This window comes from Paramagnetospirillum sp., from assembly GCF_058402745.1.
Window position 1 is genome coordinate 454,014 of sequence record NZ_JBZVFI010000018.1, and the last position, 19,158, is coordinate 473,171.

General features: G+C 67.1%; 17 protein-coding genes. 6 read left to right on the forward strand and 11 right to left on the reverse strand.

Features of this window, described 5'->3' with window-relative positions; genetic code table 11:
- Positions 1-80: 80 nt before the first annotated feature.
- Positions 81-938: a LysR family transcriptional regulator gene (locus ACV4UZ_RS18085; RefSeq protein WP_491602181.1), complete on the reverse strand. Its 858-nt coding sequence runs from the start codon at positions 936-938 to the stop codon at positions 81-83.
- Positions 939-1,089: 151 nt separating this feature from the next.
- Positions 1,090-1,452 (reverse strand): HPF/RaiA family ribosome-associated protein, encoded by a 363-nt coding sequence (locus tag ACV4UZ_RS18090; RefSeq protein WP_491602182.1) that lies wholly within the window; start codon positions 1,450-1,452, stop codon positions 1,090-1,092.
- Between the two features lie 259 nt (positions 1,453-1,711).
- Here ACV4UZ_RS18090 and htpG point away from each other — a divergent pair, with 259 nt between their 5' ends.
- The gene (htpG, locus tag ACV4UZ_RS18095; protein WP_491602183.1) at positions 1,712-3,583 is read left to right on the forward strand and encodes a molecular chaperone HtpG; all 1,872 of its coding nucleotides are present in this window, start codon (positions 1,712-1,714) and stop codon (positions 3,581-3,583) included.
- A gap of 65 nt (positions 3,584-3,648) precedes the next feature.
- Here htpG and ACV4UZ_RS18100 read toward each other — a convergent pair whose 3' ends face one another.
- From ACV4UZ_RS18100 to ACV4UZ_RS18140, 9 genes are all read right to left on the reverse strand, one after another.
- Positions 3,649-4,068: a hemerythrin domain-containing protein gene (locus tag ACV4UZ_RS18100; protein WP_491602184.1), complete on the reverse strand. Its 420-nt coding sequence runs from the start codon at positions 4,066-4,068 to the stop codon at positions 3,649-3,651.
- Positions 4,069-4,417: 349 nt separating this feature from the next.
- Positions 4,418-6,226 (reverse strand): DNA mismatch repair endonuclease MutL, encoded by a 1,809-nt coding sequence (gene mutL / locus ACV4UZ_RS18105; RefSeq protein WP_491602185.1) that lies wholly within the window; start codon positions 6,224-6,226, stop codon positions 4,418-4,420.
- Between the two features lie 2 nt (positions 6,227-6,228).
- Positions 6,229-6,624: a HEPN domain-containing protein gene (locus ACV4UZ_RS18110; RefSeq protein WP_491602186.1), complete on the reverse strand. Its 396-nt coding sequence runs from the start codon at positions 6,622-6,624 to the stop codon at positions 6,229-6,231.
- Positions 6,621-6,950 carry a nucleotidyltransferase domain-containing protein gene (locus ACV4UZ_RS18115; protein ID WP_491602187.1) on the reverse strand — a complete coding sequence of 110 codons (330 nt, stop codon included), beginning with the start codon at positions 6,948-6,950 and terminating at the stop codon, positions 6,621-6,623. The genes ACV4UZ_RS18110 and ACV4UZ_RS18115 overlap by 4 nt, the downstream gene beginning before the upstream one ends.
- Before the next feature lie 26 nt (positions 6,951-6,976).
- Complete coding sequence (locus ACV4UZ_RS18120) at positions 6,977-8,704, reverse strand: sensor domain-containing diguanylate cyclase (RefSeq protein WP_491602188.1); 1,728 nt, start codon at positions 8,702-8,704, stop codon at positions 6,977-6,979.
- 140 nt (positions 8,705-8,844) lie between these two features.
- Positions 8,845-10,482, reverse strand: coding sequence for a glucose-6-phosphate isomerase (gene pgi, locus ACV4UZ_RS18125; RefSeq protein ID WP_491602189.1), 1,638 nt, complete (start codon positions 10,480-10,482; stop codon positions 8,845-8,847).
- Positions 10,483-10,515: 33 nt separating this feature from the next.
- Positions 10,516-11,880: a 4Fe-4S binding protein gene (locus tag ACV4UZ_RS18130; protein WP_491602190.1), complete on the reverse strand. Its 1,365-nt coding sequence runs from the start codon at positions 11,878-11,880 to the stop codon at positions 10,516-10,518.
- A gap of 89 nt (positions 11,881-11,969) precedes the next feature.
- Entirely contained in the window at positions 11,970-13,427 is a 1,458-nt protein-coding gene (locus ACV4UZ_RS18135; protein WP_491602191.1) for a carbohydrate porin, read from the reverse strand.
- Positions 13,427-13,990: an iron transporter gene (locus tag ACV4UZ_RS18140; protein ID WP_491602192.1), complete on the reverse strand. Its 564-nt coding sequence runs from the start codon at positions 13,988-13,990 to the stop codon at positions 13,427-13,429. The genes ACV4UZ_RS18135 and ACV4UZ_RS18140 overlap by 1 nt, the downstream gene beginning before the upstream one ends.
- 262 nt (positions 13,991-14,252) lie before the next feature.
- On the opposite strand from ACV4UZ_RS18140, the gene ACV4UZ_RS18145 reads away from it, so the two are divergent.
- The 5 genes from ACV4UZ_RS18145 (at position 14,253) to ACV4UZ_RS18165 (ending at position 18,963) form a co-directional block, all read left to right on the forward strand.
- Positions 14,253-14,591: a cupredoxin domain-containing protein gene (locus tag ACV4UZ_RS18145; RefSeq protein WP_491602193.1), complete on the forward strand. Its 339-nt coding sequence runs from the start codon at positions 14,253-14,255 to the stop codon at positions 14,589-14,591.
- A gap of 242 nt (positions 14,592-14,833) precedes the next feature.
- The gene (locus tag ACV4UZ_RS18150; RefSeq protein ID WP_491602194.1) at positions 14,834-15,337 is read left to right on the forward strand and encodes a GNAT family N-acetyltransferase; all 504 of its coding nucleotides are present in this window, start codon (positions 14,834-14,836) and stop codon (positions 15,335-15,337) included.
- Positions 15,338-15,376: 39 nt separating this feature from the next.
- Entirely contained in the window at positions 15,377-16,924 is a 1,548-nt protein-coding gene (gene murJ / locus ACV4UZ_RS18155) for a murein biosynthesis integral membrane protein MurJ (RefSeq protein ID WP_491602195.1), read from the forward strand.
- A 63-nt stretch (positions 16,925-16,987) separates the two neighbouring features.
- Positions 16,988-17,986 carry a tryptophan--tRNA ligase gene (gene trpS, locus ACV4UZ_RS18160; protein WP_491602196.1) on the forward strand — a complete coding sequence of 333 codons (999 nt, stop codon included), beginning with the start codon at positions 16,988-16,990 and terminating at the stop codon, positions 17,984-17,986.
- Positions 17,983-18,963, forward strand: a complete 981-nt coding sequence (locus tag ACV4UZ_RS18165; RefSeq protein WP_491602197.1) for a DUF2333 domain-containing protein — start codon at positions 17,983-17,985, stop codon at positions 18,961-18,963. The genes trpS and ACV4UZ_RS18165 overlap by 4 nt, the downstream gene beginning before the upstream one ends.
- The last annotated feature ends 195 nt before the right edge of the window (positions 18,964-19,158 follow it).

A 19,158-nucleotide genomic window follows, 5' to 3' on the forward strand; every position in this document is an offset into this window, starting at 1 on the left:
ATCGCCTCGGGCTGAAAGATGCTTCGCTGCGCTCAGCATGACAGTGCGTCTCGTCGTTGACGCTCGCCGTCTAAGGGGAGTTAATCCTCGCTTTCCAGCGAGGCGACGTAGCGCAACCCGTCCAGCGCGGTGTCGAACCAGTCCTCGCGGGTTTCGTCCTCGGCATGGACCAGGTAGGCCGGGCGGCGGAATTCCGGAGCGCCGGTCACCTCGAACAGCCGGCCGGCCGACAGGTACGAGCGCACCACCCGCATGGGGAAATAGCCGGTGCCGCCATAGGCCAGGATGTGCTGCAACCCCAGCGCGCCGAGCCCCACCGACACCGCCGGGGTCTTGAGGTCGGGGAAGGCTTGGCTGTGGGCGGCGCGGAATTCCGGCCCCCAATCCACCAGGACGTAATCCTCGTCCCATTCCGCCACGGCGCGCCGCCGGGTGGAGACCAGGATCAGCCGCTCTTCCAGCAGCTTCTCGATGTGCAGGCCGGGGCGCGACAGCGGCGAGTACATCACCACCAGATCCAGCATCCCCTCGATCAGCTGGCGCATCAGCTGATCGGAGGCTCCGACCTCGGCCTTCAGCGCCACGTCGGGCATGGCGGTGCGCATCCAGGGAATCCACTGGACCAGCAGGCGGTCCCACAGCGAGAACTGGCCGCCCACGTTGAGCACGGTACGGAATCCCGCCGGCAGGGCCAGTTCCTGGCGCGCCTGCTCCCAGACGCGGACCATGGTGGTGGCGTAGCGGCGGAACTGCATGCCGGCGGCGGTGAGCTGGGTGCCCGACTTGGAGCGCACGAACAGGGGCCGCCCCAACTCGTCCTCCAGCGCCCGGATGCGCATGCTGACCGTCGACTGGGTCACCGACAGGCGCTCGGCGGCCTTGTTGAAGTTTCCGGTGTCGACGATTTCCAGGAAGGTACGGGCGAGATCGATATTCATGACGCGGCCAGAAGGAGTGCAGCCTTATGCTGCGCTGCAATAGATGGCAGCGTTTTATCCGAACCGCGCGGAAACTTCAACTACCCCGCGGCCGGTAATCGGAAAGCTTGATGCATGGGTGGGTCCAGCCCACCCATGCCGGTAGGAAGGACTAGGCCTGGGCACGCGCCTTGACGTTGCCGCGCTGGCGGTCGACGTATTCCTTCAACTGGCGCTCCATGCCGGCGAAAGCCTCGCGCAGCGCCACGTAGATGTCCTCGTTGACATGGCTGTCCTTGGGATCGCGCTTCACCACCAGCTCGTCGCCGGGGACCGTCAGGGCGAGACGGATGTGGAAGGGCTCGCCCTTGTGGTGCAGGTTCGAGGTGTTCTTGTGGTGCTGCTCGATCACCACGCGGCAGCTGGTGATGCGATCGAAGAGATGCTCCAGTTTGGCCACCTTTTCGCGGATGCGGGTTTCGACGGCGTCAGAGTGATCGACACCGTGAAAGGTGATCTGGAGGGGAATCTGCATCAACATCTCCATTCTCTCGGTTCGCCTTCGGCAGGCTCTTGGCGGCGGGCCGGGCGACTCGGTTCTTTTAATCAGTTCCGCCGTCCGGGCGGGACCTTGAAGCTCGGGGCGCCATACATAGCCATTTCCCATGGCCTTGGCAACGCCGGGAGCGAACCTTCATTGTCTCGGAGAATCGCCGCACTTGCAAGCTGGCGCCGCTCCCCTCATATCAGAGCGCCTTTTCATGCAACCCCAGCCCAAGGGAGACGGATAAGCCATGGCCGAAGAAAAGCGTCAATTCCAGGCGGAAGTCGGCAAGTTGCTCGACATCGTCGTTCACTCGCTCTACTCCAACAAGGAGATCTTCCTGCGCGAGCTGATCTCCAACGCCTCGGATTCATGCGACCGGCTGCGCTACGCCGCCATCACCGATCCCGACCTGCTGGAAGGCGAGTCCGAGTTCCGCATCCGCCTGGTTCCCGACAAGGATGCCGGCACGCTCACCATCATCGACAACGGCCTCGGCATGAGCCATGACGAGCTGATCGCCAATCTGGGCACCATCGCCAAGTCGGGCACGTCGGAATTCCTGTCGCGGCTGACCGGCGACGCCAAGAAGGACGTCACCCTGATCGGCCAGTTCGGCGTCGGCTTCTATTCCGCCTTCATGGTGGCCGGGGAAGTCACCGTGGTCACCCGCAAGGCCGGCGAGGCCAAGGGCTGGAAGTGGGTGTCGGACGGCAAGGGCGAGTTCACCGTCACCCCGGCCGAGGACGCGGCGCGCGGCGCCGCCATCATCTTGAAGCTGCGCGACGGCGAGACCGAGTTCCTCGACGCCTGGCGCCTGAAATCCATCGTCAAGCGCTACTCCGACCACATCGCCATTCCGGTGCGGCTCAGGGACGGCGACAAGGACGAGGAAACCATCAACTCGGCCAACGCCCTGTGGACCCGGTCCAAGTCCGAGATCACCCCGGAGCAGTACAAGGAATTCTACCACCACGTGGCGCATGCCTTCGACGAGCCGTGGAGCACGCTGCACTACAAGGCCGAAGGGGCCATCGAGTACACCGGCCTGCTGTTCATTCCCTCCTCCAAGCCGCTGGACATCTTCCACCCCGACCGCAAGCAGCACGTGAAGCTCTACGTGAAGCGGGTGTTCATCACCGACGATTGCGAGGAGCTGCTGCCGCCCTATCTGCGCTTCGTCAGGGGCGTGGTGGACAGCCAGGACCTGCCCTTGAACGTCAGCCGCGAGATGCTGCAGCACAATCCGGTGCTGTCCAAGATCCGCACCGGCCTGGTCAAGCGCATCCTGGGCGAACTGAAGAAGAAGTCCGAGGATGCCGAGGGCAGGTACGAGGATTTCTGGACCGCCTTCGGCCCGGTGCTGAAGGAAGGCATCTACGAGGATTTCGAGCGCAAGACCGACATCCTGGAACTGTGCCGCTTCCGCTCCACCCATGGCGACGGCCTGACCACGCTGGCCGATTACGTGGCGCGCATGAAGGAGGGCCAGGACGCCATCTACACCATCACCGGCGACGACCTCGACAAGCTGAAGGCCAGCCCGCAGCTGGAAGGCTTCCGGGCCAAGGGCGTCGAGGTGCTGCTGCTCACCGACCCCATCGACGAGTTCTGGCCGTCGGCGGTGCCGTCCTATGCCGACAAGCCGTTCCGCTCGGTGGCTGCCGCCGATGCCGACCTCTCGAAGGTCCAGGCTCCCGAGGGCGCCGACGACAAGAAGGCGGACGAGGCGCCCGCCGACGAGCTCACCACCCTGATCGAGGCGGTGAAGCTGGCGCTGGGCGACAAGGTCAAGGACGTGCGCCCCTCGGCCCGCCTGACCGAATCCGCCGTCTGCCTGGTGGCGGCCGAGGGCGAGATGAGCATGCATCTGGAAAAGATGCTGCGCGCCCACAATCAGTCGCCGGGCGAACGCGCCCGCATCCTGGAGATCAATCCCCGCCACGCCTTGATCAAGGGCCTCGCCGCCCGCGTCAAGACCGGCGGCACCGATGGAAGCGTGGAGGACGCCGCCTTCCTGCTGCTGGACCAGGCCCGCATCATCGAGGGCGAGCCCCCCGCCGACCCGGCCGCCTTCGCGCGGCGCATGGTGGCGGTGATGGAAAAGGGCCTGCTGGGGTAAAGTCCGCCGCCCCGGCCCTCCTCCGCGTGCGGGAGAGGGTCGGGGCGAGGGCTCCTCTCTTCTTCTCACGCCGCCTTGTCGAACAGGTCGTAGAGGCGGCTTTCCTCGCGTTCCACCCGCGCCTTGAACAGGCCCAGGATCTCTCGCGTCGCCGCGACGAAGGCGGCGGGATCGCGGCCGATGGCCAGCGGGCCGGCCCAGGCCTTCTTGTAGGCGTCGAAGCGCTGGGACAGGCTGCCCATCTCCGCCTGGAACTCGGCGGCGGTGCGGCGCAGCGCCGCGTCGGCATGGGCGGCGCATTTCGGGTACAGCGTGTTGTCCTCGATGGCCAGATGAATGGAAAACTTGCCGAACAGGTCGAGCACCACCTTGGACACCGAAGCCGGGTCCTCGGCGATGCGGGCCGGCACCAGCATGGGCTCGAGGCGGCCGACGACCTCCCGCAGGCCATCATGATGTTTACGGAAACTGTCGGTCTTTCTCATGGCGGTATTCCTTCGCTTCAGGCAACTGAGGCGACAATACCCAACTAACCAACTATGGTACTTGACGGCGGTCAAGCGCTGCCGGGCGTCATTTGAACCGAGCTGTCATCCTGACGACCGCAGGGAGGAAGGATCTTTCAGCCGCAAACGTCTGCCGCCATGGCGTGAAAGATCCCTCGCAAAGGCTCGGGATGACATGAAGGGTCACTTCTATGGATAGGCCCAAAGGGCCGCGCCGCTTATGCGGCGGGAGCCCAGCCGCCACAGGTGGCGCCCGGCGATTGAGGGCGATGCACTGATCGGTTCCGATCAGTGCATCTTGGTATGAGTGGAGCGCTTCGGGCGGGCTCTACCGCCGCCCGAACAGCTTCTCGATATCGGCGAGACTGAGGGAAACGTGGGTGGGCCGCCCGTGGTTGCACTGGCCCGACAGCGGCGTGGCCTCCATGCGGCGCAACAGGGCGTTCATCTCGGGGATGGTGAGCCGGCGTCCCGCCCGCACCGAGCCGTGACAGGCCATGGTGGCGCAGATGTGCAGCAGGCGCTCCTCCAGCGCGGTGGCGGCACCCCATTCAGCCAATTCGTCGGCCAGGTCGCGCACCAGCCCCTGGACGTCGCCATCGCCCAGCAGCGCGGGGACTTCCCGCACCACCACGGCACCGGAGCCGAAGGGCTCCACCCCCAGGCCCAGGCGGGCCAGTTCCTCGGCGCGCTCGGCGATGCGGGCGGCGCCGGCCTCGCCCAGGTCCACCACCTCGGGCAGCAGCAGGCCCTGGCGGGCCACCTTGCCATCCTCCAGCCCCAGCTTCAGGCGTTCGAACACCAGACGCTCGTGGGCGGCGTGCTGGTCGACGATCACCAGCCCCTGGGCGGTCTCGGCGACGATATAGGTGTCGTGCAGCTGGGCCTTGGCGGCGCCCAGGGGATAATCGGCGGCGGGCTCCTCCACCTCGTCGGCCCGGGCGGCAGGCGCGGCGGGCGGCAGGTCGAGGCCCAGGCTCTGCTCCGCCAGCCCCATGGGCGCCTGGGCGTTGATGCCGGCGCGGACCAGGGCCGAGGAGGGGCGGGCCGGCGGATGATGGCCGAAGGAGGGCGGCGCGGCACTGCCGCTCCCCAGCGCGCCCAGCGCCACGCCGGTGAGCGTCGAGCTGGACCGGTGGCCGGCTCCGGCCAGGGCGTGGCGGATGGCGCCGACGATCAGGCCGCGCACCAGCCCGGAATCGCGGAAGCGCACCTCGGCCTTGGCGGGATGGACGTTGACGTCCACCTGTTCGGGGTCGAGCTCCAGGAACAGGGCGACCACCGGGTGGCGGTCGCGGGCCAGCACGTCCTGATAGGCCCCCCGGACCGCGCCGATCACCAGCCGGTCCTTGACGGGGCGTCCGTTGACGAACAGGTACTGGGCGGCGGAGGTGGCGCGGTTGTAGGTGGGCAGACCGGCCCAGCCGGTGAGGCGCACTCCGTCGCGCTCGGCATCCAGCGCCAGGGCGTTGGGTTCGAATTCGCGCCCCACCACCTGGGCGATGCGGGCCAGCCGGGCGGCGGCGGGCTCGCCGCGCTTGGGCGCCAGGTCCAGCACCTTGCGTCCGCCGTCGGACAGCGAGAAGGCGATACCGGGATGGGCCATGCCGAGGCGCTCGATCACATCGGCGGCGTGGGTCAGCTCGGTGCGGGCCGCCTTGAGGAACTTGAGCCGCGCCGGGGTGGCGTAGAACAGGTCGCGCACCTCGATGCGGGTGCCGAACGGATGGGCGGCGGGCACCGGCTCGCCCTTGGCGCCGCCCTCCACCGACAGGCTCCAGGCGGAGTCCGCGCCCCGGGGCCGGCTGGTCAGCGTCAGGCGCGCCACCGAGCCGATGGAGGGCAGCGCCTCGCCGCGGAACCCCAGGAAGCGGACGCGCACCAGATCGTCGTCGGGCAGCTTGGAGGTGGCATGGCGCTCCACCGCCAGCATCATCTCGTCGGGGCCCATGCCGCTTCCGTCGTCGGCCACCGCGATCAGCGCCTGACCGCCCTCGGCCAGGGTGACGTCGATGCGGGTGGCCCCGGCATCGATGGAATTCTCCACCAGTTCCTTGACGGCGGAGGCGGGACGCTCGACCACCTCGCCGGCGGCGATCTGGTTGACCAGGGTGGGGGGAAGAAGGCGGATGGGCATGGTTACGCCGAACTCTCGCCAAGAACCGCAGCGAGGCGCTCGACAAATCGCCCCGCCCCGGCGACCGCCATGACAGCCCGGTCGAGGGGAATTTCCGCATCGTCGCCAATCTCATAATCGGCGACGGCCTTCAGGTTGTAGCTCTGGGCAAGAAACCGGCGGCACTCGGCATCCAGCCCGGACTCCGCCAGGGCTAGTCGATTGAATTCCGCATGGATCCCATGATGGGATTTGGCAATCTTGCCGATTCGTTCAAAAATCAGGGCCTGATCCGCGTGAAAGGCGGCAAGGTAAGCATTGCGGCCAGCGTCGTTGCCGAGCCCGACATCGAGATTGGTGCGGGCGAAGGCCAGGCAGCGGCGGGCCTTGTTCAGATAGCCGGAGGCCTCGGGCGTCACAGATCGAGTCCCTCGCGGCGAATCTCATGCATCAGCGGGGTGCGTTCGGTCCAGGCGCCGGCCCGGTAAGGCATGGCATGAATGAAGGCACCTGTATCGTCGAGAACCTGGGTGGTGATTTCGGCGATGCGGTCCGCCTCGGCCCAGCGGTCGCCGAGATTGGTCAGGAACACGGCCACATCGTAATCGGAATCCGGGCGGGCATCACCCCGAGCCCTTGAACCGAACAGGACCACCCTCTGGAGGCGTTTGCCGTAGGCCAGGGTCAGGGATTCGCGAAAACGGTTCAGAATCGGATCAACGACAGCCATGCCGAACCATAACATGGAATCCGGCGACCGGACTATTGCCTCTATCCCACCGCCACCCTGTTGCGGCCCGAGCGCTTGGCGGCATAAAGCGCCATGTCGGCGCGCGACAGAACGGAATCGATGGAGGAATCGCCCTCCAGCCGTTCGGCGAGGCCGATGCTGGCGGTGAAGGCGACGTCTCCCTGATCGGTGGGAATTCGGATGGCGGCCACCGCCTGGCGCAGGCGCTCGGCCACCAGCAGGGCGCCGTCCAGGTCGGTCTCGGTCAGCGCGATGGCGAATTCCTCGCCGCCCATGCGGCCCAGCACGTCCTCGTGGCGGATCTCGCGGCCGCAGATATCGGCCAGCGCCCGGATGGCCACGTCGCCCACCGGATGGCCGTAGGTGTCGTTGATGCGCTTGAAATGATCGATGTCGAGCATCAGCGCCACCAGCGGACGGTGATGGCGGCGCGCCCGGTCCAGCTCGGCCCCGGCCAGTTCCATGAAATGGCGGCGGTTCAACGTGCCGGTCAGCACGTCGGTGGTGGCCAGCCGGCGCAGCTCGGCCTCCATGCGCTTTCTTTCGGTGATGTCGAGCAACACGCCGATCACCCCTTCGGCCTTGCGGTCGCGGCCCTGCCAGACGGTCTTGCTGACCACCACGTCAAGATGCTCGCCCAGGCGGACGTCAAGCCGGGCCTCGAACTGGACGCGGCGCTGCTCCCTCAGGGCCTCGGCATCGGCCCGGCCGGAAGCGGCGGCGAAATCCCGGTTGACCGTGGCCTCCATGGTCCGCCCGATCCACTCGGTGGCGTCGATGCCGTGCAGTTCGCGGAAGGCGCCGTTATAGCCGAGATAGCGGCCGTCGGTGTCCTTCCACCACAGGGGATTGGGCACCGCCTCCAGCAGGCTTTCCACGAAGGCGCGGGCCTCGACGGCGCGCGAGCGCTCCTCGGCCAGTTCGCGGGTGCGGGTGACCACCTTCTGCTCCAGGGTGTCGTTCATGTGGCGCAGCGCCGCCACCGCGCGGTTGTGGGCGGTGATGTCGCGGGCCTCGACCATGTATTCCGGCGCCGCGCCGCGCGACGGCAGCCGGGTGGCCTTGATCTGGGCGTCGAACACCGAGCCGTCCAGGCGGGCCAGGCGCATGGGCATGATGCCGCCCTCGTCCAGCAGGGCGGGCAGGTCGGCGGCGACGATCTCGCGGTATTCTCCGGCGAAGATCTCCGACAGCGGGGTGCCGACGAACTGGCTGGCATCGCTGCCGCCCAGGACGTGGACACCGGTGCCGTTGATGTAGCCGATGCGCCCGCCGTGGCACAGCAGCACCAGATGCATGGAGCGCTCCACCAGCGCCTGGAAGCGGTCCTCGCTGTGCCGCGCCGTGCGGGCCAGATGCCCCTGGTGGGAGATGTCGCGCGCGGTCACCACCGCGTGGGCCGGGCCCAGCTCGCGGGCGGGATGAATCTGCAGCTCGGCCTCGAAGGCGGTGCCGTCCAGGCGGAGAATCTTGATGGGAAAGGCGGAATCCTCGATTTCCTTCAGGTGCAGCAGGTCGTCGATCACGCCGGCGTAATCGCCGCCCACCAGATCGCGGAAGGTCCGGCCGGTCACCGCCTCGCCCTCGCTGGCGCCCAGCATGGCGATGCCGGCGCTGTTGACGTCGATCACCACGCCCTCGGCGCACAGGCAGACGAGGTCGCGGGACACTTCCAGCACCGTCATGAAATTGGCGCCGAAGCGCGGCCCCTTGCGCCGCCGCTCGGCCGGCGTCTCCACCCGTCCCATGCTGCCCATCCGTGGCCTGCCCTTCCCGGGATCCCTATCTCAGGTATGGGGCATGCATATACCGGTTCGGCCGCCCCGATACCAGCCCAAATACCGCCTTACGTCAAAGCGGATAAGTTCTGTTGAAACATTGATCATTATTACCGCATTGAGCGGATGGCATTGATGAGATTCTCCGTCGAACAGTCATGGCCGCCGGGTGTACTGCCCGATGAAAGTTCCGGCAGGATGGCCTTGGCCAGCACCTTGCCCAGTTCCACGCCCCACTGGTCGAAGCTCGGCACGTCCCAGATCACGCCCTGGGCGAACACCTTGTGCTCGTAGAGCGCGATCAGCATGCCGAGCGTGAAGGGGTCCAGGCGGGGATAGAGCAGCATGTTGCTGGGCCGGTTGCCGGGAAACACCCTGTGGGGCAGCTGGAAGGCGATCTCGGCCGCGTCCATGCCGGCCTTTTCCAGCTCGGCGCGGGCCTCGGCCTCGGTCTTGCCCTTCATCAGCGCCTCGGCCTGGGCCAGGACGTTGGACAGCAGCAGCAGGTGATGCTCGCCCAGGGGGTTATGGCTGTTGGCGGCGGCGAGGAAGTCGCAGGGAATCAGGCGGGTGCCCTGATGGATCAGCTGGTAGAAGGCGTGCTGGCCGTTGGTGCCGGGCTCGCCGAACACGATGGGGCCGGTGTCCCAGGCGACGCGGGCCCCGTCCCGGGCGGTGCCCTTGCCGTTGCTTTCCATGTCCAGCTGCTGGAGATAGGCCGGCAGGCGGTGCAGGTACTGGTCGTAGGGCAGCACGGCATAGGAATCGGCGCCCAGGAAGTTGGCGTTCCAGATGCCGATCAGCGCCAGGATCACCGGCAGGTTGGCGTCCAGCGGCGCGGTCTGGAAATGCCGGTCCATGGCGTGGCCGCCGTCCAGCAGACGCTGGAAATCGTCGAAGCCCACCGCCACGGCGATGGACAGGCCGATGGCCGACCACAGGGAATAGCGTCCCCCCACCCAGTCCCAGAACTCGAACATGTTGGCGGTGTCGATGCCGAACTCGGCCACCGCCCGGGCATTGGTGGACAACGCCACGAAGTGGTTGGGAATGGCCGCCTCGCCCAGCTTTTCCACCAGCCAGGCGCGGCAGGTCCGGGCGTTGGCGATGGTCTCCTGGGTGGTGAAGGTCTTCGACGCCACGATGAACAGGGTGGTCTCGGGATCGCAGAGCTTCAGCACCTCGGCGGCGTGGCTGCCGTCCACGTTGGAGATGAAGCGCACCGCCAGCCCGTCCTTGTGGTAGGGCTTCAGCGCCTCGGTGACCATCACCGGCCCCAGGTCGGAGCCGCCGATGCCGATGTTGACCACGCTGGCCATGGCCTTGCCGGTGGCGCCCTTCCACTCGCCCGAACGCACCCGGCCGCTGAAATCCTTCATGCGGGCCAGCACGGCATTCACCTCGGGCATCACGTCGGCCCCGTCCACCATCACCGGCCGGCCCGAACGGTTGCGGAGCGCGGTGTGCAACACGGCGCGGCGCTCGGTGACGTTGATGCGGGCGCCCTGGAACATGGCGTCGCGGGCCTCGGGCAATCCGGCCTGTTCCGCCAGACGGACCAGGGCGGCCATCACCGGCCCATCGATGCGGTTCTTGGAGTAATCCAGCAAAAGGTCGCCCAGGCGGGCCGAGAAGCGGTCGAAGCGGCCGGGATCCTCGGCGAACATGTCGCGCATGGGGCGCCGGCCGGTGGTGGCGGCCAGCGCCTCCAGTTCCGTCCAGGCGGGAAGCGTCGTCGGATGTGCCATGGGATCCCCCCTCTTGCCTGGGGGAATCCTACCCTACCAGACGAAGAAGAACACCCCCCACATGCCGATCTGGGCGAAGGCTCCGGCCATGCCCAGCGGCCAGGCGGCCAGACGGCGGGACAGGGGGGCGGCCGGCAAGGAACGCCACAGCAGCACTCCGCTCCAGACCAGCCCCGTCGCCAGGATGCCGGCGCGGGCCTCGGGAACCCAGGCGAGGAAGAGTCCCTCGGCGGTGAGCTGGGTCAGGGTCATGGACGACAGGCCGACGATCAGCCCCGCCGCCCCCGCCGGCACCAGGCCGTAGCCCAGCCGCCACAACAGCTCCGGCCGGCCCACCACCCGGGCGCTCAGTCCCAGTCCGGCCAGCCCGATGGCCCCGAACAGCAGCGCCGCGCCGCCCATGTAGGCCAGGATGCAGAAGCCGTCCAGCAGGGTGAAGACCTCGCCGGTCTCGTCGGAATTGGTGAGCAGCCACCAGGGCAGCGTCCCGGTCATGGGAAACAGGATGTCCCGCTCCACCAGGATCCTGGCCAGCCCCTGCTTCAGCGCGATGAACAGCGGCGAGCCCGCCCACTGGAAGGCGCCCGTCGCCACCCCCATCACTCCGAACAGCAGCAGGACGATGTCCCAGGGCGATACCTCGCGGCCGGGAAGGGCGGCGATCTCGGAACCCGGCAGGCGGGGAGCCAGTTCCACCGCCTCCCGGTGGCCGGAACAGCGGCCGCACATGTGGCACGAGCCGCCGCCGGTCATGGCGCGCACGTCCACCAGGGTGGCGCAGTCCACCGCATGGGTGCGCGGCGCCGCCTTCCAGGCTTCGGCATCGACGCGGAAATGGACGGGGGCGAGGCGCGACAGCAGCGAGAACACGCCGCTGGCCGGGCAGAGATAGCGGCACCACACCCGCTTTCCCCGCCCGTAGACCAGACCGATGCCCAAAGCCATCACCGTCGAGGCCCCCAGAATCAGCAGGGCCGCCTTGGGGTATTCATAGACGGTGATCATCTGGCCGTAGACGGTGGTGCAGACGAAGGCCACGAACGGCCAGCCCTTCCAGCGCAGCCAGGCGGGAATGGCGCGGCCCAGGCCGTGGCGGCTGACCCATTCGGTCATGGTGCCCTCGGGGCAGAACAGGCCGCACCAGGCGCGCCCCATGGCCAGCATGCTGATCATGACGAAGGGCCACCACACCCCCCAGAAGGCGAACTGGGCGAACAGCACCAGATCGTCCCAGATATGCTTGGAATCATCGGGCACCGGCAGGAAGGCCGGCAGCGTCACCAGGACCAGATAGATCACCACCATGCCCCATTGCATCGCCTGGATGGCTCCGGAATGGCGGGCGAGGAAATGGCCGAGGGCGGCCAGGGGGGCGGAGCGGGGCGAAAGGGCGGTCATGGCAGGTCCTCAAGACATGACCATGCCCGGCGCGAAGCCGGGCATGGCCGAGATGCGATTTTCCAAGAACGCGCGTTGGCGTCGCATGGCTAGTAGGTCAGCTGGCCTCGCAATCCCAGGGCGTAGACCACGGCGCTGGACGGGTCGCCGCCGGGGTGGCGGATCATCTGGACATCCGGGGTCAGCTCGAAATTGGGGAGCAGGCGGTAGCGGTAATAGAGTTCGGCCAACTGCTCGAAGGACCCCGCGCGGTAGCCGAAATCCGGATTGCCGTCGTTGTCGTTGTCCAGCGTCGCCGACTTGTCCCGGAACTTCTTGTTGACGTGCGAGGCCACCAGGGCGAGCCCCAGACCGTCGGTGCCGCGCCCCCAATAGGACCCGCCGATCTCGCCGCCGACGCTCAGGCTCTGGTCGAAACGCGGGTCGCCTTTCACCTCGTAGCCGTAGCGGGTGAACAGCGTCACGTAATCATCCACCTTCTGGTCGATGCTGATGCCGAGGCCGGCATGCTTGGCGCGCTTGCCGTCGAAATTGGAGGCGCGGTCGTTGGTCCAGCCGTAGATGCGGTAATTGCCTTCCAGGCCGCCGAAGAAGCGCTGGGTGGTTTCCGCCTGGACGATGCGGAAGGGAAAGTCGGTGGAATTCTGGAAGGCGGCGCCGTTGCCGGTCTCGAAGATGCCCGCCTGCAGGCGCCAGACCTGCGACTTGTCGGATTCGTTGGTGTAGGCCACCCGCAGGCCGGGGGTGAAGCCCACCGCGTCCACGCCGACGTCGCCGCCGGCGTCCAGCAGCGGGTTGTGCACCAGGGCCTGATTCATGAAGAAGCGGGTCTCGTCGGCGGCCACCGTGTTCTGGTCGAAGAACACGAAGGGGTCCATCTTGCCGACGGTGGCCTCCAGCTTTCCGCCCAACCCGTTGGTTTCCAGCATGTAATACGCTTCCACCAGGCCGATGGCGGCATCCGAGGTGTTGGCGTCGGGGCGCTGGAAGGCGGTGGCGTTGACCGAGGAGAAGGAGTTGTTGACCGAGCCGACGCCCTGGCCCTGGCCCATGCGCACATGGGTGAAGATGGTGCCCTTGATTCCGGCGGCCTCGCCGCCGGGCAGGGTGACGGTGACGTCGCCGCGCCAGTTGAGCTGGCTTTCCTTGTCCAGCTGCTGGCCGACCAGGTTCTGGCCGACCATGGTCATGCCGGCACCCACCTTGACGTCGCCCAGGGCGTCGAGGATCTTCTTGCCCTTGCGGTAGGACAGCACGTCGGTCTCGGTGGCCTTGACCCGGGCGGCGATCTGCGGCTCGTTCTCGCTGATGGTGTCCTGGTCCAGGGCCTTTTCCACCGCGGCGTTATGGCTCTCCAGCTTCTGGATGCGCTGCTCGGTCTCGGCGGCGACGGTCTTCCGGCGCTCCAGTTCCTCGACGCGGTTGGCCAGGCGCTTGATCTCGGCCAGCAGCTCGGCGGTGGAGGGGTCCCTGGCCGGGGCGGCCCAGGCCGGGGCGGCGGCGATCAGTCCGATCGCGGCCGCCGTGGCAAGGAAACGGGCGTTCATCAGTACCCGCCCTTCTTGCCGATTCCGGCGAAGACGAATTCATAGTCCAGGGAGAAGGCGGGGAACCACGGACGCACGCCGGTGGCGCGGTCGGTGTGGCGGCCGTAATGCTTGCCGGACGCGTTCTCCGGGGCGTTGGGCGGCAGGATGGTGTACTTCACCTTGTACTTGCCCGGCCCCTTCAGCTTGATGTTGTCGCCGTAATGGGGGCCGTCGCTGGCCACCATGGGCATCATGTCGCCCTTGACCACCTCGCCGGTGTCGACCTTGGTGACCTCGTACTTCACCAGCAGATAGGGAATCCAGGCGCCCTCGGGATAGCCGTTGGGGTTGCCCTGCAGCGCCTTGATGTCGGCCTCGATGTGGATGTCGGACTGCTCGGGCTGCAGCATCATGCCATCGGGCTCCATGCGCACCGCCTGGAGATAGACGGCGCCGATCTCCATGCCGTAGCGGGTCTCGGGGGCGCCGATGGGGTATTCCACCGCCAGGGCCGGGGCGGAAGCGGCGGACAGCCCGGCCATGACGGCGAGGGCGGGAAGGAGGGTCTGACGTTTGATCATGATGGCCTCTATACCAATGGCGATGAAAGTGCAAATGACTCGCAGTTGCCTTTGGTTAAGTCCTGAGACCCTCCCTGTCAACACCCGTAATTTTGCTCCGGTTTTGCCGGCCCGGGGAAAGGGGCGGCGGGGTTCAGGGAAAAATAGCGTGAAAACAACAGATTAATCCTTGATCGACTGATTTCCACAATCCCTGTCTGGACAAAGCGCTAGGACTTGCGTATGAGAATGAGAGTCGCTTTCAGCGAATGAGGGGTGCGTCATGCCGGCCAAACTGCGAATCATTCTCTCTTTCCTGCTGCTTGCCTTATGGAATCCAGGTGCCGAGGCGGCCGACGAGGTGCTGGTCAGGCTGACCATCAAGGATCACCGCTTCAGTCCCGAGCGGCTGGAGATTCCGGCCAAGACCAAGGTGGTCCTGCTGATCAGGAACGAGGATTCGGAGCCCGAGGAATTCGAGTGCCTGCCGCTGCGGCGCGAGAAGATCGTCTTTCCCGGCACCGAGGTCAGGGTGGTGCTGGGGCGGGTCGATCCCGGCGAGTATCCTTTTTTCGGTGAGTACCACGAGGCCACCGCCAAAGGGATGATCGTCGCCCGGTAAAGACCTTAATACGCATGCGCCGTCGCATTTCCCCGCCCGGTGGCGCTTTAATAGCCACTCGTGAAGTATGGTTATTCTCCGGCATGGGGAGGGCGCGGCCATGAAGGATCTTTCCGGTAATCTGCTGATCGCCGCCTTGCCTGGCGGCAGCTACTGGCTGCTGGGGCTGCTGTTGCTTTAGTCGCGGTGGTCATCCGTCTTCCGCCGTGTCAGGATTTGCCGGCGCGGCCGGGAGAGATGGCATGAGGGACGAGGTCGAGATCGTGGCGGGGTGGCAGCCGGGAGCCATCGGCGACATCGTGGCCATGCATTCGCGCTATTATGCGCTGCACTGGAATTTCGGCCCCTATTTCGAGGCCAAGGTGGCCACCGAGCTGGCCGCCTTCGTGCGCGACCGCCATCGCTTCGACAGCCAGTTGTGGTGCGCCGTGGATATCCGGGAACGGATGATCGGTTCGGTGGCCATCGACGGCGCCAAGGGGCTGGAGGCGGGCGCCCACCTGCGCTGGTTCATGGTCGATCCCAATCGCCAGGGCATGGGGGCGGGCTCGCGCCTTTTGGATTCCGCCCTGGATTTCTGCCGCGAGAAGGGTTTCGCCTCGGTCCACCTGTGGACCTTCGCCGGCCTGCACGCGGCGCGGCGGCTGTACGAGGCGCGCGGCTTCACGCTCACCCAGGAGATGACCGGCGAAACCTGGGGCAAGCCGGTGACCGAGCAGTGCTTCCAGCTGGATCTGGCGGGATGAGCCCTTGCGTCGGCCAAGGCTTGCGCCAATAGTGCGGCCATGAACCTGTTCCGCTCCATCGCCACGGTCGGCGGCTTCACCATGCTGTCGCGGGTCACCGGCCTGATGCGCGAGATGATGATCGCCCATTTCCTCGGCGCCGGCGCGGTGGCCGACGCCTTCTTCGTGGCCTTCCGTTTTCCCAACCTGTTCCGCTCGCTGTTCGCCGAAGGGGCGTTCAACGCCGCCTTCGTGCCGCTGTTCACGGCCAAGATGGCCACCGAGGGAACCGAGGCGGCGCGCCGCTTCGCCGAGCAGGCCTTCACGGTCATGGCCCTGGTGCTCACCCTGTTCGTGGCGCTGATGGAGCTGGCCATGCCCTGGGCGGTCTACGGCCTGGCTCCCGGCTTCGCCGACGTGCCGGGCAAGATGGCCCTGGCCGTCGAATTCTCGCGCATCTGCTTTCCCTACCTGCTGTTCATCTCGCTGGTGTCCCTGCAGGCCGGCGTGCTGAACTCCATGGGCCGCTTCGCGGCGGCCGCCGCCACGCCGGTTCTGCTCAACCTCACCTCCATGGCCGGGCTGTGGTTCCTGATCCCCTATTCCGAGACCGCCGGCCATGCCATGGCCTGGGGCACCTTCGCCGCCGGCGTGGTGCAGTTCGTCTGGCTGTCGCGCGCCGCCCGCCGGGTGGGCATGGGCCTGGGCTTCACCCGCCCCCGCCTCTCTCCCGAGGTGGGCCTGCTGTTCAAGCGCATCGTGCCCGGCGCGGTGGGCGCCGGGGTCTATCAGGTCAATCTGGTGATCAACACCATGATCGCGTCCACCGTGGCCGACGGCGCGGTCAGCTACCTCAACTACGCCGACCGGGTGAACCAGCTGCCCCTGGGCGTGGTGGGCATCGCCATCGGCACCGCCCTGCTCCCCACCCTGTCGCGCCAGTTGAAGACGGGCGAGGCCGAGGCGGCGCGGCACAGCCAGAACCGCGCCATGGAGCTGGGGCTGGCCCTGACCCTGCCGGCGGCGGTGGCGCTGATGGTCATCGCCGTTCCGGTGATCCGGGTGCTGTTCGAGCGGGGCAGCTTCGGCCCCGACGAGACGGCGGCCACCGCGTCGGCCCTGGTGGCCTTCGCCATCGGCCTGCCGGCTTACGTGCTGGTCAAGGTGCTGGTCCCCGGCTTCTTCGCCCGCGAGGACACCTCCACGCCGGTGCGGGTGGCCGGCGTGGCCATGGTGCTCAACGTCGCCCTCAACCTGTCCCTGGCCAAGCCGCTGGGCCATGTGGGCATGGCGCTGGCCACCGCCATCGCCGCCTGGGCCAACGTGGTCATCCTGGGCGTGCTGCTGGCCCGGCGCGGCTATTTCACGCTCGACGACCGCCTGAAATCCAAGGCGCCCCGCATCGTCGCCGCCTGCGCCGTGATGGGGGCGGTGCTGTGGAGCGGAAAATGGGCGCTGTGGCCCCTGGCCCAGGGCCAGCTGATGGCGGTCGCCATCCTGGCCGGGCTGGTGGTTGCCGGCGTGCTGGCCTTCGTGGCGGCGGCCCAGCTGTTCGGCGCCTTGAGCCTCGGCGAGATCAAGGGGATGATGCGCAGGAAGCGGGGTTGATTTGGCCGGGCCAGGGAGTATACCTCTCCCCCTGACAGTCGCTCAACGGAGTCCAAACCCGTCATGAACCGCATCTTTTCCGGCGTCCAGCCCACCGGCAACCTCCATCTCGGCAATTACCTGGGGGCCATCCGCAACTGGGTGCGGCTTCAGAACGAGTTCGAGTGCATCTTCTGCATCGTCGACATGCACGCCATCACCCTGTGGCAAGACCCCAAGGAGCTGACGCGGAACATCCGTGAGGTCGCCGCCGGGATGATCGCCGCCGGTGTCGATCCGGCCAGGCACATCGTCTTCAACCAGTCGACGGTTCCCGCCCATGCCCAGCTGGCCTGGATCTTCAACTGCGTGGCGCGCATGGGCTGGCTGAACCGCATGACCCAGTTCAAGGACAAGGCGGGCAAGCACAAGGAGAACGCCTCGGTCGGGCTGTTCGCCTATCCCAACCTGATGAGCGCCGACATCCTGGCCTACAAGGCCACCCACGTGCCGGTGGGCGAGGATCAGAAGCAGCATCTGGAACTGGCCCGCGACACCGCCCAGAAGTTCAACAACGATTTCGGCGTCGAATTCTTCCCCCTGCCCGAGCCCATCATTCCGGGCGTGGCGGCGCGCATCATGAGCCTGCGCGACGGCGCCAAGAAGATGAGCAAGTCGGACGAATCCGATTATTCGCGCATCAACATGACCGACGACGCCGACACCATCGCTCTCAAGATCAGGAAGGCCAAGACCGACCTGGAGCCGCTGCCCGGCACCCTGGACGGGCTTGAAGGCCGCCCCGAGGCCTCCAACCTGCTGGGTATCTACGCCGCCCTGTCGGACAAGGAGAAGGCCCAGGTGGTGACCCAGTTCGAAGGCAAGCAGTTCTCGGACTTCAAGAAGGAGCTGGTGGAACTGGCCGTCTCGGTGCTGGGCCCCATCAACGCCGAGATGAAGCGCCTGATGACCGACACCAGCCATATCGACGCCATCCTGCGCTCGGGCGCCGAACGGGCCGATGCCATCGCCCGGCCGATCATCAGGGACGTCTACGACATCGTCGGGTTCCTGCGCCCATGACCGCACGCTTCGCCGAAGGCCTGCTGAACGCCATCGCCGCCGCCCTGTCGGGGCTCGCCACGGTGCTGCGCCACCCGTCGCGCCGCTTCGTGCTGTGGGCCTTCGCCATCGTGGTGGTGCTGGTCTTCCCCGTCGCCATGCTGGTGATTTCCAAGGTGGACGACAATCCCGACTTCGCCGCCGGCACGGTGGCCGGTCCGCGCTCGCACGGGGTGGCGGTGGCCGCCGCCCTGATCACCCGCGAGCTGGACGTCAGCAAGTGGCACGCCAACGACCCGTTCTTCATGCCCGGCGCCTGGCTGCGCGACATGCCGGCCTTTCAGCTGGGACTGGTGGGCGGGCTGGCCCGCATGGTCGGCGCGCTGAATTCCGAGAAGGGGGTGGCGTTCGGCCCCAATGGCGCCGACGTCAACCTGAACCACGCCGCCGGCCTGCTGAAGTATCCCGGCACGGTGTGGAAGTTCGACACCCGCAAGTCCTGGCTGCCCACCGCCTCGGCCGAGAAGCAGTACCGCAACGCCCAGCGCTCGCTGGACCTCTACAACGACATGGTGGCGGCCGGCCAGGCCCCGTTCGAGCGCCGGCCCGAGGCCCTGGCCTCCATCGTCGAGGCGCTGATCCGCGACCTGGACGAGGTCACCGAGTCCATCGAGCACCATCTGGCCGCCGGACGTCCGGTCCTGCTGGATTTCGGGGTGGACGGGGTGTTCTACGGCAACAAGGGCCGCCTCTACGCCCATTCCATCGTGCTGCGCGAGCTGGGCCGCGATTTCGAGAAGGTGCTGGCCGATCGCCGCCAGCTGGAGGCCTGGACCCGCATGGTGGACCATCTGGCCGCCGCCGCGCGGCTCAAGCCCTGGCTGGTGTGGAGCGCCGCCCCCGATTCCAGTTTCCTGCCCAACCATCTGGCCGCCCAGGGCTACGGCGCGCTGCGGGTGCGCATGCAGGCCGCCGAGGTGCTGGCGGCGCTGAAATAAGGCGGAGGGTCTGTCATGCTGAGCGTCAGCGAAGCATCTTTCAGCCGTCGACGGTTGCCGTCCTGCCTGAAAGATCCTTCGGCTACGCCCACTGCTGTCCGGTTCAATTGCCTGGGTTCTGGCGGACGGGTTTTTTCACCACCAAGACACCAAGGACACCAAGAGGACATTCCAGGTGCGTCGTGCCCGGACTTG